General features: G+C 62.4%; 14 protein-coding genes. 2 read left to right on the forward strand and 12 right to left on the reverse strand.

The window, feature by feature from the left end; all coding sequences use genetic code 11:
• Positions 1-68: 68 nt before the first annotated feature.
• The 8 genes from WBN73_RS14390 to WBN73_RS14425 form a co-directional block, all read right to left on the reverse strand.
• Positions 69-656, reverse strand: coding sequence for a hypothetical protein (locus WBN73_RS14390; protein ID WP_207597305.1), 588 nt, complete (start codon positions 654-656; stop codon positions 69-71).
• A gap of 12 nt (positions 657-668) precedes the next feature.
• A complete protein-coding gene (locus WBN73_RS14395; protein WP_337340559.1) occupies positions 669-1,754 on the reverse strand; it encodes a zinc-dependent alcohol dehydrogenase in 1,086 nt (361 codons plus the stop codon).
• Between the two features lie 347 nt (positions 1,755-2,101).
• Positions 2,102-2,368 carry a sensor histidine kinase gene (locus tag WBN73_RS14400; protein WP_337455592.1) on the reverse strand — a complete coding sequence of 89 codons (267 nt, stop codon included), beginning with the start codon at positions 2,366-2,368 and terminating at the stop codon, positions 2,102-2,104.
• Between the two features lie 249 nt (positions 2,369-2,617).
• Positions 2,618-4,237: an ABC transporter permease gene (locus WBN73_RS14405; RefSeq protein ID WP_337340557.1), complete on the reverse strand. Its 1,620-nt coding sequence runs from the start codon at positions 4,235-4,237 to the stop codon at positions 2,618-2,620.
• On the reverse strand, positions 4,237-5,145 hold the full coding sequence (locus WBN73_RS14410; RefSeq protein WP_337340556.1) for an ABC transporter ATP-binding protein: 909 nt from the start codon (positions 5,143-5,145) through the stop codon (positions 4,237-4,239). Before WBN73_RS14410 ends, WBN73_RS14405 begins: the two co-directional genes overlap by 1 nt.
• 198 nt (positions 5,146-5,343) lie before the next feature.
• Positions 5,344-6,804 (reverse strand): mycothione reductase, encoded by a 1,461-nt coding sequence (mtr, locus tag WBN73_RS14415; RefSeq protein WP_337340555.1) that lies wholly within the window; start codon positions 6,802-6,804, stop codon positions 5,344-5,346.
• 153 nt (positions 6,805-6,957) lie between these two features.
• A complete protein-coding gene (locus WBN73_RS14420) occupies positions 6,958-7,950 on the reverse strand; it encodes a 2-hydroxyacid dehydrogenase (protein ID WP_337340554.1) in 993 nt (330 codons plus the stop codon).
• Positions 7,947-9,146: a pyridoxal phosphate-dependent aminotransferase gene (locus WBN73_RS14425; protein WP_207597321.1), complete on the reverse strand. Its 1,200-nt coding sequence runs from the start codon at positions 9,144-9,146 to the stop codon at positions 7,947-7,949. Before WBN73_RS14425 ends, WBN73_RS14420 begins: the two co-directional genes overlap by 4 nt.
• A 430-nt stretch (positions 9,147-9,576) precedes the next feature.
• Between WBN73_RS14425 and WBN73_RS14430 the strand changes: the two genes are divergently transcribed.
• Positions 9,577-10,677: a ferredoxin reductase gene (locus WBN73_RS14430; RefSeq protein WP_337340553.1), complete on the forward strand. Its 1,101-nt coding sequence runs from the start codon at positions 9,577-9,579 to the stop codon at positions 10,675-10,677.
• Between the two features lie 13 nt (positions 10,678-10,690).
• On the forward strand, positions 10,691-11,842 hold the full coding sequence (locus WBN73_RS14435; protein WP_280627849.1) for a fatty acid desaturase family protein: 1,152 nt from the start codon (positions 10,691-10,693) through the stop codon (positions 11,840-11,842).
• Between the two features lie 63 nt (positions 11,843-11,905).
• Here the strand turns inward: WBN73_RS14435 and WBN73_RS14440 are convergent, their stop codons facing one another.
• From WBN73_RS14440 to WBN73_RS14455, 4 genes are all read right to left on the reverse strand, one after another.
• Positions 11,906-12,208, reverse strand: coding sequence for a hypothetical protein (locus WBN73_RS14440; protein WP_280627850.1), 303 nt, complete (start codon positions 12,206-12,208; stop codon positions 11,906-11,908).
• Between the two features lie 63 nt (positions 12,209-12,271).
• Positions 12,272-13,039: an SCO1664 family protein gene (locus WBN73_RS14445; protein WP_337340552.1), complete on the reverse strand. Its 768-nt coding sequence runs from the start codon at positions 13,037-13,039 to the stop codon at positions 12,272-12,274.
• Positions 13,039-13,593 (reverse strand): DUF3090 domain-containing protein, encoded by a 555-nt coding sequence (locus WBN73_RS14450; protein ID WP_280627852.1) that lies wholly within the window; start codon positions 13,591-13,593, stop codon positions 13,039-13,041. The genes WBN73_RS14445 and WBN73_RS14450 overlap by 1 nt, the downstream gene beginning before the upstream one ends.
• Positions 13,594-13,617: 24 nt before the next feature.
• A complete protein-coding gene (locus tag WBN73_RS14455; protein WP_280627853.1) occupies positions 13,618-14,310 on the reverse strand; it encodes a histidine phosphatase family protein in 693 nt (230 codons plus the stop codon).
• Positions 14,311-14,352 lie beyond the last annotated feature (42 nt).

The raw sequence follows: 14,352 nt of genomic DNA on the forward strand, positions 1-14,352 counted from the left end.
CAAGGACAAACTGTTAAGCACGACGGCGGCGGGTTGCCCCTGTGGGCCAGCCCGCCGCCGTCGTGGTGTCAGGCCGGTCGGTGCTTCCGCACCCTCCTCAAGGCGGCTACTGCCCCCAGACCCGCCAGTACCCACGGGGCACCGACAAGTATGGGGTCGATCCACTGATGGTTCAGGTCAGCTCGCTTTTTCCCGAAGCGGGAACGCGCACCATGGTGGGTGAACTCGCTGAGCACGCCGGTTTCGGTCACCGGGTTGTCCGGTTGCAGAGTTGCGAATGCGCGCACGTGGTTTTCCCACGCGTCCACTCTGTCGGCGGCGATCAGCACAAGCCAGTGGGCTGCGCGGCCCTCGCTGTATTTCCCGTACGCGTACTTCCGCAGCGCACCGGAGATGCCCTTGGGAGGGGTTGAGGTGCCAAAGACGGGGGTCACGAAAGCGTGTTCGATGGACCGCTCCCGGGGCCATTTCTCCTTCTGGCGTTCGGGAAAGTCCCAGCGCGCCCCGGTCTCGATACCGGGCTGCTCGCGGGGGTAGGAGGGCCTGTCCGCCGGGTCGAGGTCCACGCCCCATCCCGGGATCCGTGCCCGCAGCTCCTCCGCAGTTTCCTTCAGCGCGGGCGTGCCGGAGGTGTAGGGCGTCGGTATTTCAGCCATTGCGATCCCCTTTCAGACCGTGGTTGCGACGATCAGGGGCTTGATGCAGTCATCAAGCTTCGCCGAGAAGATGTGGTAACCCTCGGCGATGTGCTCCAGAGGGATGCGGTGGGTGACAATGTCGCTGGGTTTAAGATGCCCGTTCTGGATGTGTTCGAACAACCGGGGCCACTGCCTTTTGACAGGGCACTGGTTCATCCGAAGCGTCAGCCCTTTGTTCATCGCGTCACCGAACTTCACGGCGCTGAAGAGCGGTCCGTAGGCGCCCACTACTGACACCGTGCCGCCCTTGCGGACGGAGTCGATGGCCCAGTTGAGGGCGATGGGAGACCCACCCTGCAGTTTCAGCTTGCTGCTGGTCACGTGCTGGAGGAAGTTACCGTCCGCTTCGGCTCCTACCGCATCTATCACGACGTCGGCGCCCAGGTAGTCCGTGGCTTTTTTCAGGTGCACCACAATGTCGTCGTACTCAACAAAGTTATAGGTTTCGGCATGGGCGAACGAGCGGGCCTTTTCCAATCGGTATTCCAGGTGGTCGATGATGATCACCCGCCCCGCTCCCATGAGCCATGCCGACTTTGCCGCGAACAGGCCCACCGGGCCGGCACCGAACACCACAACGGTGTCACCTTCGGCAATGTCGCCCAACTGGGCGCCGAAGTAGCCAGTAGGCAGTGCGTCCGTGAGCAGGACTGCGTCTTCCTCGTCCATCCAGTCCGGAATCTTGCTGGGACCCACGTCAGCGAACGGCACGCGCACAAACTCAGCCTGGCCGCCGTCGTAACCCCCGCAGGTGTGGGAGTAACCGTAAATACCGCCCACGGCAGTGGCGTTCGGATTCACGTTGTGGCAGTTGGAGTACAGGCCGCGTGAGCAGAAGTAGCAGGACCCGCAGTAGATGTTGAACGGAACCATGACCCGGTCCCCGACCACCAGGTTCTGCACCGAGGAACCCACCTCGTGCACCACGCCCACAAACTCATGACCGAAGGTCATCCCGACCCGCGTGTCCGGCATCATGCCGTGATAAAGGTGCAGGTCTGAGCCGCAGATGGCCCCCAACTTCAACTTCCCGGAAGGGGAACTGATGCGATCCATGGTGTATCGCGGGCCCTATAAGGTACGCGTGGAAGAAAAAGACATACCGCAGATCGAACATCCCAATGATGCGATCGTGCAAGAGGCGCAGAAATGGCGCGGGGTCCTGAACGGAATAATGGCGCAGCCGTAACCCAGAAACGGGTGTTGATTCAGCGAGGAAATGGGGAGTGCAGGTTGAGACGCGAGAGTCGCTCAGAAGGGGCCGTAAGGCCCAACGCTTTCAGACCGCAGGATGTCCGGGACGATCCGCCTGCTGGTCCGTCCGCAAACGAGACAATGAATAAGCTTCAATACTAAGCACACTTATTAATACTGTCGAGGTGTAGCGACAGAAAAGATGACGATCAATTTTGCCGGTTGCGTTGGGCGGGAATGGTGACAGTCACGGTGGTGCCCTTGCCCGGCTGGCTGCTGAGCTTGATCGTTCCGCCGTGGGCGTCGATGACGGCCTTGGTGATGGGGAGCCCCAGGCCGGCGCCTTGGATGGCGGTCTCCATGACGTAGTCGGCTCTGAAGAACTTTGCGAATGCCATGTGTTGCTCTTGTTCTGTCATGCCTATTCCCTGATCACGGACGGACAGTGTGAGAAGCCCGGCGTTAACCACAGCCACATCGTTTGGGGTCTTGAGGTCAAGCCTGGGGAGAACGGCGAGGAGGGCGGAGCCACGAAGGGGCCCGGGATTGGTCAGGCGATGCCGGTCGCCTTGCCAACGGGTGAGGCTTGGAATCCACCTGAAGAGCTAGCGGATTTCCTCGCTGCGGGGAGCCTCCTGTCTATGGTGGGTTCGGCTCTGCCTTGGAACAGATCGCGGGTGCCACGGTTCCGGGTGACATGGTTTACAAGCTTCGTGTCCAGTGGCTCATGCTGCGAGGTCTCGCTTGCTGAGCAGAAAGCCGGCTAGTCCGGCTACAGCCAGGGCAATGCCGGTCATGGTGAGGGCAGCCAGGGGCTCGAAGGCTTCGACGGGCATCGCCGCCGTGTGGCGGAACGGGCTAAGGTCCTGGAGCCAGGCGGGCAGGCGCATCAGTTCGCCGAATTGCCCCAAAACCAGCCCGACGGCCAGAAACCCCCAGCCTAAGGCGATGCTCGCCCGCGGGATAACAGAGAAGGCCACGGCCGTAGCGGCAATGAAAACGACGGCGGCCGGTACGTGAGCCAAGGCGGCGCCGATCAGCAATCCAGGAGGTCCGCTTGCCACGCCCGACACGGCAAGACCTGCGGCGGCTGCGGTTCCCGCAACCGCAGCCACCATCACAGTAGAGACGGTAGCGAGGAGCAGGTTCGCACCGAGCCAGCGTGCCGGGGAACGCGGCGCCGCCAGGAGCAGTTCAGCTCGCCCTTCCGCTTCTTCTGCGCGAAGCCGCAGCACAACCTGGACACCTGCGGCAGCCGCGAGGACACCCGCGATGCCCAGCAGCGCGGTAGTGAAAACGTCAATGAGCTCTCCCCGGCCGCCGGGAACGAGCCGGAAAATCAGCTCGCGAAGCGACTGATTCCCGCCGATGACGTTGGTGACCACGGGCCCCAGCCCACCGGCCATGCCGCCAAGCAGGCCCGAGAAGAGACACCAGCCCAGCAAGATGAATCGTTGTTGGTGCCATGCCAAGCCGAGCAAAGAAGAGGCCCCGGTCGCGGCCCGCTCCCGTCCGGCGCGTTCGGCCAGCAGACTTTCTCCCAGATCTCTTTTGCTCCTGAGCCCGATGACGGCCAGCGCCAGAAGAAGGCTCACCGCAACCAATCCCAGCAGCGGGATGGGATCAGCCACCGAGAACGGCCGGGAACGTTGTCCCCAGCCGATGGGGGAGAACCACGAAAACCATCCACTGGTCACCTGGGTCAGGTCAGCGGACGGGGTACCGAACGCGTCGCCGACGCCCCGCACGAAATACGCCCCGCCGACCAAGGCGGCAGCTGCGCCGTTGGCTGCCCGGCCTGAGGGCATGATCTGTGCGACGAGTCCACTGATTGCTACGAAGAACGCGCCCACCGCGCCGACTGCCGCCCCGGCAGTGATGGCGCCGGACAAGGGCAAGCCTGCGGCAACGTAACCGGCCGCCACGGAGACTGCCAGAAGCAGGTTCGCCGTGCCTCCAAGGATAAGGGTTGCCGTGATGGGTGCGGCCCGGCGGACCGGGACGGAGCCAATCAGTTCCGCTCGTCCGAGTTCTTCATCCGTGCGGGTGTGCCTGATGACCAGGAAGGTGCTCATCAACCCTGCGAGGACGGCGGTGAACGCATAGCCTTGAAAGAACACGACTGCCCCGACTGTGGTCCCGTCGGGAAGTCCCCGGACGAACAGGAACGCAGGGCTTGCCCCGGCAACAGTGATGATCGCTGTCCGGGCTGCTTCATCACCAAATTCGGTGGCCACGGCATTGGCGATGATGAAGCCAAGAAAGGCAATGCTCAGGATCCACACCGGCAACAGCACCCGTTCCCTGCGCGCCTGCACCAGCAGAAGTCCCGTCACTCCGGACATCAGCGAACCTGGCCGTTCGCGCCGCTGTAGTGGCTGAGGAAAAGGGACTCCAGCGATGGTGGCGACACGGTCAAACCGCTGAGTCCGGCCGCTGCTACGGCCTGCAGCAACGGCGAAAGGTCGGCCGGGTCGACGTCGAACTCAACCACGCCGCCGTCGACTAAGAGGTTCTGCACGCCGGGCAAGGAGTGAAACAGTTCAGGTTCGGTGGCTTCGACCCTGAAATGGGTGTGTTTCAGGTGACGCAATCCGGCCAGGGTTCCTGATTCCACGGTGCGTCCCGAGCGAATGAGGGTCACCTTTTCACAGAGCTGTTCAACCTCGCTGAGGATGTGGCTGGACAGCAGCACTGTGGCGCCCTCCGAAATGACGCGCTGAACCTGCCGACGGAAGACCGACTCCATGACGGGATCCAAACCCGCGCTGGGCTCATCGAGCAAATACAGTCGTGCCGGCCGCGCGAACGCAGCAATCAGGGACACTTTTTGGCGGTTTCCCTTCGAATATGTCCTGGCCTTACGACGCGGATCCAATTCAAATTCTTCGATCAAGTCCCGGCGGAGCCGTTCGTTGACACCGCCCCGCAGGCTCGTCAGCAGATCGATGACTTCGCCGCCGGAAAGGTTAGGCCACAAGCTCACATCCCCCGGAACGTAGGCGATGTCCCGGTGGGCGCGGACGGGGTCTTGCCAGGGGTCGAGTCCGAAAACGTGGGCCGTTCCTGCGGTGGGACGCATCAAGCCCAGGAGGACACGCAACGTTGTTGATTTGCCGGCCCCGTTGGGGCCCAGGAAGCCGTGGACTTCCCCGTACCCAACCCGCAGGTCCAGCCCGTCAAGGGCGCGGGTCCTGCCGAAAACTTTGACGAGCTGCACGGCGTCGACGATTGGTTCTGACGATGATGGCATTGCGGAGATCCTGTCTTCGGTCCAACGACCCAGACGGACGCCGGAGCCGTTCCGCGGGCATTTCACCCAGCGGGCCGACCAGGCTTCCCGGCCCTCCGATCCACAGCCTACGTCTGTGCAGTCCCCCAAGGAAGAGGACCACGCACACCCGTTAGGGCGCGTTGTTCACCTTACCGATCAACGCGTCAGCCCGAATTCTCAGTGGTCCACGCCGGGGCGTGCGCGGAAGACGGTGTTGGTGTGGTCCGGTTGGTTGAAGGTGAGACCGAGCAGGGCGTTTTCGGTGACCTCGGGTAGTGCGGGGTGAATCCAGTATTGGTTGGCAGCGAACGTGCGTACATCGAGGTCGAAGGCCAGGACGGTGATCATCTGCTGGATCAGGGTTGATGCTTGGGGGCCCATGTAGTGGGCGCCGAGGAGTTTGCCGGTGTCTTTGTCGGCGATGAGTTTGCAGATGCCGGTGGTGTCTTCCAGGGCCCAACCGTAGGCGACATCCCCGTAGCTTTGGACTTTGGTTGTCACGTTGTGGCCGTGTTCGCGGGCTTGGGATTCGGTCATCCCGACGGTGGCGATCTGGGGGTGGGTGAAGGTGGCGGCGGGGACGTGGTCGTGGGGCATTCTCTGCAGGCTTTCCGGGTTGAGCAGGTTGTGCCGCACCGCGCGCATCTCGGCGTTGGCGACGTGTTTGAGCATGTAGGGCGATGAAACGTCGCCGAGGGCCCAAACTCCCGCAGCGGAGGTTGACCGGCCGTAGTCATCGACCTTGATGCGTCCGGCGCCTATCGTCTCGATCCTGCCGGAGGGCAGGTCCAGCAGGTCCCCGTTGGGGATGCGCCCGGTCGCTACCAGCAGTACCTCCCCGGTGGCGGAGGTGCCGTCGTCGAGCCTGACAGTTATGCCTTGACTTGTCTGGTCGGCGCCGATGATGGTCCGGCCGGACCGGACGTCGAAGCGTTCGGCGGCGAGGTCGTTAAACGGGTCGTGCAGGTCCTCGTCGAGGTTCCGCAGGAGTGTGGAGCGGGCGATGATTGTGACGTCCGTGCCGAGGGCGTCGAAGACGTGGGCGAACTCCATGGCGATGTAGCCGCCGCCGATGACCACCAATGATTTGGGTAGATGAGGGAGCCGCATGATGTCCTCATTGGTGTGGTACCGCACGCCCGAAGCGGCGATGGCCTCCGGGATGAAGGGGCGGGAGCCCGCGGCGATGACAACCTGGTCACCCGAGATGGTTTTCTGCTGGTTGCCTTGACCTGTTTGCAAGGTGCGTTCTCCGATGAAGACAGCGTGCTGGTCGTAGACATCGATGTTCGGAGTCTGTGGTCCGCGCCGGTATTCCTCACCGGCGGCGGCAATGGGGTCGACGCGGTTCTCGAAGATCCGGCCCACTATGCCGGGCCAGTCTACGGAGTTGACCTCGGCGTGGAGGCCCAGCCGTGCGGACCTGGCGGTCTGCAGCGCGGTGTCGGCGGTGTGGACGTACATTTTTGAGGGGATGCAGCCGGCGTTCAGGCAGGTGCCGCCGAACGTTGCTTCCTCGATGATCGCGATCGACCGGTCTTCGAACCCGGGTCCGGGAATGGAGTTCCCGGAGCCCGTGCCGATGATGATCAGGTCGTAATGCCGATCCACGGCGGCCTTGCTGGAAGTGGTGTGCATGCAGGTGGTCCTCACTCTGGGGTCTTCCCACCCTACTGAACACAACCTGTCGGGACCCATTACACGGGCCGCACGGCAAGGCAGGGGAGCGCCCGCGAAGCACGGACACCCCCCTGAATACTTACCGGGTCGCCTGATCATGGCGCAGCGGAGTCAACGTTCTGCTCGTTGTGCACCCCTGACGCCCTCAGCGATTGGTGCTGGGGGCTGTTCCCCGCTCAGCACTGCGAGGGCGTTGTCGGCGGCGAGCATGGCCATGGCGGTGCGCGTCTCCACCGTCGCCGAGCCAAGGTGCGGCAGGAGCGCAACATTGTCCAGTTCCAGCAGGCCGGGATGGACGCGGGGCTCCTGCTCGTAAACGTCGAGCCCAGCTCCCGCGATTGCACCCTCCCGGAGCGCGGATGCCAGTGCGTCTTCATCGACAATGGGTCCGCGGGCGGTGTTGACAAGGTATGCCGAGCTCTTCATTTCTGCGAGTTGCCCGGCCCCGATCAAGTGGTGAGTGGCGGGACCGTAGGGGCAGTGCAGTGAGACGACGTCGGAAACGGCCAGCAGCTCGTTGAGATCGACGCGTCGTGCATCCAACTCGGCGGCGATCGTGGAATCGATTTCGCTGCGGGACTGGTACACGATCTCCATGCCGAAGGCCTTGGCCCGATGCGCGGTTGCCTGGCCGATGCCGCCCATGCCCACGACGCCGAGTGTCTTTCCTTGCAGGCTGGACCCCAGCAGGAAGAACATGCCCCACTTCCATGCCTCGCCCGACCGGATATGCCGTTCGCCCTCACCGAGCCGGCGGGTAGCCATCAGGATGAGGCCGAACGCGATGTCCGCCGTGGCGTCGGTGAGCACACCGGGCGTGTTCGTGGCGACGACTCCGCGCGCGGTGCAGGCGGGCACATCGATGTTGTCGTATCCGACGGCGACGTTCGCTACGACGTTGAGCTGCGGGCCGGCGGCGTCGAGCAGTTCGGCATCAACGCGCTCGGTCAGCAGGGACACGATCGCGTCTGTACCGGCTACCCGCCGCAAGAGCTCTTCGCGGCTGATGGATTCAGGCCCCGTCCAGGCATCGACGTCGTGCTCGGCGCGGAGCTTTTCAATGGCAGCATCGGGAATGCGTCCCGTGACGAGGACCCGGCTCATGCCGTTGCGATCCAGTCGCGCAGGCGGCCAAGGCCGTCGCGGATGTCAGCGACGTCGATGCCTGAGTAGGCGAGCCGGATGTACTGCCGCTCCTCGCCGGGTTGGCGGCGCCCAAAGTGCTCACGTGTGCAGAAGGAGACTCCGGTTTTGTAGAGTGCGTCGCTGGCGAAGTCGCCCACTGCTGTGTATCCCATTTTCTCCATGACGTCGGTAACGTCGGGGAACAGGTAGAACGTCGATTGAGGTACCGCGACGTGCATCCCGGGGACGGAGTTCACGAGCTCGCAGGCAGCATCCCGGCGCTCACGCAGGATGTCGAGCATCTGTTGGACCGGTTCCTGGGTGCCGCGGAGTGCTTCGATGCCAGCCCACTGCACGTAGTGGGTGGTACAGGATTCGTCGTTGGTGTTGAGCGTGCTGAGGACTTTCGCGATCTCAAGTGGTGCGACTGCGCAGCCCAGCCGTGAGCCGGTCATGGCGAACTTCTTGCTGAAGGTGTAAAGAATGACAGTACGTTCAGCCATGCCAGGAATCGAGGCAATCGAGCTCGAGACCCCCTCGTAGCGGGTCTCAAAATAGGCCTCATCGGAGAGAACCCAGAGATCGTGCTCCTGCGCGATCTTGGCGATGGCTTCACGTTCGGCAGCAGTCGACTCGGCGGAGATGGGGTTCTGCAGGTCGTTGTAGATGATTGCGGTGGTGTTCGGAGTGATCGAGGCCCGAACCTGATCGAGGTCGATCGAGAAACCCTGGCTCGTGGGGAGGTAGCGGTACGGTACTGCCTTTCCTCCGAGGTATTCGATCTGCGACTCGTAGATGGGGAATCCCGGGTTCGGGTAGAGCACTTCCTGTCCGGGGTTCATCACGGCCTGCAGGAACTTCGTGATGACCGGTTTGCCGCCCGTCATTACTACTACGTTCTCTGCAGAGAAGGTCACTCCGCGGCGTGAGCCAAGGTCTTCGGCAAGGGCTTCGCGGAGCTGTGGGATGCCCGGGCCGGGGCAATACCCGGTGTAGCCGTCAGCGATTGCCTTGGTCATGGCTTCGACGATATGTGGGGCGGTCGGGATGTTGATGTCGCCGAGATGGAAAGGGTAAACCAGGTTTCCCTTTGCCTTCCAGGATGCCGCGGCTTGGGCCACGCTAAAGGCGGTTTCAGTGCCGAGCCGTTCGAGCCGATGCGCGAGTTGCTGCATGCCGTTTACTCCTCGTTGAGTCAAAAGTCCGTCGTAGACATCTAATATTTAACTAATATATCAAAGGCGGAGCGCTCCGCTCAAGGATGCTCGCGTTCGAGCGGCGTCGCCGATGACCCAAAAATCTGGATCCGGATACTTGAACTACCGGACTGGCGGTCTTTATTGGTTGCGGGTTTGCATCCCATCCGCTGGGCGTATTACGGTCTAGCTACTGAAACCGGCATGGGCGCAAAAGCCCGGAGGGGAGGGGCGCATCACCACTGACCGATCCACGTATCGCCCCATTCCCGTTGAAAGCCCCTCCCGAGGGGCTTTCCCTGTGTTTCAAGGGATGAGATTTATAAGTATACTTATGATATTTGCTGGTTCGGATATCCCGGCACATGTTGCTGAGGTCTTCGGTCTCCGTCGTTGCGAGGAGTAGTTCATGGTCAGCTTTCGTCCCCTGGCCCGCATCGCCTCGGTTTTGACCACCCCACTTGCGCCTGAGGATGTCCTGGCGCTGTTCAATCCGGTCTATTCGTCCCGTCAATTGCGTGGAGTCGTCACCGAGGTAGTCCGCGAAACACCTCAATCAGCCACCATTTTCTTCCGGCCCGGCCGAGGCTGGCATGCCCACCTCGCCGGGCAGTGGGCGAGGATAGGCGTCGAAATCAACGGGGTCCGCCAATGGCGCTCCTATTCGCTGAGTGCGCCGGCTGGCAAAGGTCCGGCCATCACGGTCACTGACGTAGGATCCGTATCCGGAACCTTGGTCCGCAAGACCAAGGTGGGTGACGTCCTTTTCCTGGCGCCGCCCCAGGGCGATTTTGTCCTCCCCGAGCATCCCCGTTCGCTGCTCATGCTCACTGCGGGAAGTGGCATCACACCCGTCATGTCAATGATCCGGACGCTTGTCCCAAGCCGCCCTGACGCTGACGTTGTCCTGATCCACTCCTCCCGTGAAGAAGGCGACAGTATCTTCCGCGAGGAACTGGACGAACTTGCCGATCAATTTCCCAACTTCCGCGTGGTGCAGTGGCACACCAGTGGACGTGGCCGCATGAACTTCACGTCTGCGGCCGCTCTCGAAGAAGTGTGCCCGGACTGGCGCGACAGGGCCGCATACGCGTGCGGCCCGGGGTCTTTCCTGGATGACGCCGAAGCTATGTGGAACCAGGCAGCGTTGACTCCTGCCGGCACATCAGGGAAGACAGCCAGCGGTGGAACGGGGCAGGGCTCGCTCACTATCGAGCGCTTCAGCACCGAGCTCCTGGGAGGTGACGGCAGCGAAGGCGGCGTGGTCACGTTCGAAACTTCCGACCGGGAGGTCACGGCCGACGGCGGTGTCCCTCTCCTCGACGTCGGCGAGGACGCAGGGGTCCTGATGCCCAGCGGCTGCCGCATGGGTATTTGTCACAGCTGTCTGACTCCCTTGCTCGCCGGGAGGGTCCGCGATCTGCGCACCGGTGAGATCCATGGGGCACCTGGGGAACTTATCCAAACCTGTGTCTCGGCAGCCGCCGGGCCTGTCAATCTGGAAATCTGAGGAGTACAACCGCATGTCAGTAGTCTCAGCCAAAGGCTCCGTCACCGCCGTCGGATCCAAGACCCGGCCCGGTGCCCTTGCCGATGAGGGAAGGCCCACGGTGCGGCCGCCGGCGGCCGCACATCTGAGCGACGAGCAAGTAGCCCAACTGGGCCGTGAGCTTGATGCAATCCGCGACGAAATTCTTGCCAAGCGTGGCTCCAGCGACGCTGCCTACATCAGGCGGATGATCAAGATCCAACGTGGGTTGGAAATCTCAGGTCGTGCCGCACTGCTGGTAGGCAAGAACAAGGCTGCCTGGTTCACCGGCACCACACTTCTCAGCCTGGCAAAAATCCTGGAGAACATGGAACTTGGCCACAACATCCTCCACGGCCAGTGGGACTGGATGCGTGACCCGGACATCCACTCCACCACCTGGGAGTGGGACTTCGTTACCCCGTCGCGATCGTGGCAGCACACGCACAACGACCTCCACCACCGTTGGACCAACGTGGTTGGCAAGGACCGCGACGTCGGCTACAACCTTCTGCGCATGGACCCTGACCAGGAGTGGAAGCCCTTCAATCTGGGCAACCCCCTTTACAACGCTTTGCTTGCGCCCGTATTTGAATGGGGCATAGCCCTCTACGACTTGGAGATCCCTGAGTACAAGGAAGGCCTGAAATCCAAGGAGGCCATGAACAAGGACCTCAAAGCGCTGGGGCGGAAGGCGCTCAAGCAATTCGCCAAGGACTATGCGGCCACCCCAGCCTTGGCCATGCTGACGGGCTCCGGGAAACAAGCCCTCTATGGCACCCTCACTGCCAACGCCATCCGCAACGTGTGGGCACACGCCGTCATCTTCTGCGGCCACTTCCCGGAAGGAACGGATACGTTCACCGAGGAAATGGTGGAAGGCGAAACCCGCGGCGACTGGTATGTCCGTCAGATGATCGGATCCGCCAACATCTCCGGGTCACCGTTCATGCACCTCATGACGGGGAATCTGTCGCACCAGATTGAGCACCATCTCTTCCCTGACCTGCCGTCCAACCGGTACGCCGAGATTGCGCCCAAGGTCCGTGACATATGCCAGCGCTACGGCTTGAAGTACACCACAGGGCCGCTGCTTAAGCAGGTCGGCTCTGCCTGGGCCAAGGTCTTCAAGCTCGCTGTGCCCTAACCCTGCCGGATGAGCGCCCGTCCGCGCCGCGATCCCGGTCCCACGGTCTTGGTGAACCGGTTTCTACTCGGGCTTGAATGGTGACAGCCGGCTGATTCTCTGTCGTGCATCGGCTATCAGGGGACGTGCTGCCAGGGCTCCTGACTTCACAGAAGAGAACACCTTACTGATGGTGCCGCTGAAGCGTCCCTCGCTTCGCATGTTTTGGGTCAGTTCCCACGTGGTCCGGATGGAGTGCACGGCGAGGACAACGACGAAGAGGGAGATCACCAGGCCGGCAACTGAGGCGGCCACGATCATCACCCCAGTGATGTGCACCAGGAGCACGGCAGAAATCACAACGGTGTGGGCGTCAAAAAGTTCCATATTCATTTCTTGTGGAGTAGAAGGTGGGCTGGTTTCGCTGGGAATCCCTTAGCCGGAATTATCCTAGAACAGAGGCCAGGGCACCGCCGGCATGTCACCGCTCGGAGCCGGGAACCGTCCAAGCAGGCGCAGTCGCTCGCAGCGTGCGGCGAGCGATGCGATTTCTTCGGCGCTCAGCAAGTCCGCCAGGTTTTGACCCAGCCCACCGTTCAAACCCTCTGCGACACGATCGATGCCTTCGAGCTCCCCGGCGGCCAACGGGTCGCCCAGCCATCCCCACAGCACCGTGCGCAACTTATGGTCATGGTGGAAGGTCAGTCCATGGTCCACGCCGTGTCGGTGTCCGTCCGCCATGGCCAGAATGTGGTCGCCTTTACGGTCGGCGTTGTTGACGATCATGTCGAAGACTGCCATGCGTCTGAGCGCTGGCGAGTCTTCGTGAATGAGGGTGACCATCCGTCCCTTCTCATCCTGTCCTTCGAGAACGTGCTTCCATCCCGTTTCCTGCGCGTGGTCCGTTGCAACCAGATCGACGGCGCGCTGGGCAGGGTCTCGCTCTTGCCACAGTTGGACCATTCCTTCGCCCAACGGGCCATCGCGCAGCCAGGTGCATGGCACGATGTCCCCGCCGAATACCTGCGATACCAGGTACGCGGCCACCTCCCGGTGAGCAAGTTTGCCATCGGGGAAATCCCAGAGCGGACTTTCGCCTGCCATCGGCTTATAAACGACTTTTACGTCCCCGATGGCGCCCAGGAATGTCGCATTTGAAGCCGTCGTGATGCGGCCAGTGAGCGTCAGCTCGGCGGTCGCCAAGTCCGGCGCCGGCATCACGCCTCGGGAAGGGTGCAACTGTGCCCGTCGGCGTCTATGGGGTATCCACAGAGCGGGCACGTCGGGCGTCCGGCTCCGACGATTTCACGGGTGCGCTTGGCGAATGCGCGGGCGGTGCCTACCGGCATGCGCACCAGCAGCATTTCCGCTTCGACTGCGTCGTCCCCAACGAGCGGCTCGTCGTTGTCATCAGCATCGACGTCGGCGATGGGGTAGGCCTCAATCACCACTTGGGCTGTGGTGGGATCCCAACCCAAACTCATGGCTCCAGCGCGGAACTGCTCGTCAACCGCCTCAAGGGGATCGTTGTCGACAAGCTCGATGGGAGTACTGGTCGGTACGCTGAACGGATTCCCCTGAACAGTGATGAGCTGGTCAAGGATCTCGTCGATCTTTTCTGCGAGCTGGGCCGACTGCTGCTTCTCCAAGGCAATACTCACGATCTGCTTCCCTGCACGCACTTGCAGGTAGAACGTCCGCGACCCTGGAAGGCCAATGGTCCCAACTACAACCCGATCAGGCCAGGCAAACTCGTGAACACTTGTAGGCATGCTTGTATTTTAGGCACATAAGGTTCACGGCGCGTTCTGTCCTGCACCGCCGCCCACCGGCGCATCGCCGGAATGGATGCCGTTCGACAGCCATGACAGATCACCCGCATCGGTGTTGGTCGCGTAGACACTGGGCCTGTCAGCGCCGTAGCGCACGATCGATACGGAGGCGGGGCCCACGTTAATACGCTGGAACAGGTCAAGGTGCATGCCGAGCGCGTCCGCAAGGATCGACTTGATGATGTCACCGTGACTCACCGCCACCCAGGTTGCTCCCGGCCCATGCTCGGCTTCGAAGGCTGCATCGTGGCGTCTGATGGCTGCCACGGACCTGGCCTGCATCGCGGCCATGGATTCACCGCCGGGAAACACGACGGCGGATGGTTGTGTTTGCACCACCGGCCACAAATCCTCAGTTGCGAGATCACTGAGCATGCGGCCCTGCCACTGGCCGTAATCGCATTCGGTGATATCGATTTCGACTGGTGCATACGGCGTGCCGGCCTGGCGGTCGAGAATGAGCTGGGCGGTCTGCCGGCAGCGCTCGAGAGGACTCGACACTACCCCGACTACCGGCACTGCTGCGAGCCGGTCTGCCGTCAATGCCGCCTGTTCGCGCCCTACCTGGTCCAGGCTCACGCCCGCGGTCCGGCCGGCCAGCAGTCCAGTTGCATTGGCTGTGGTGCGGCCGTGCCGCACGAGAATAACTGTCGCCATCCACTCAGCCTAGTATCCCGCACGTCCCGGCGTGATCCGCGA

This window comes from Paenarthrobacter sp. CCNWLY172, assembly GCF_037402035.1.
GTDB lineage: Bacteria > Actinomycetota > Actinomycetes > Actinomycetales > Micrococcaceae > Arthrobacter.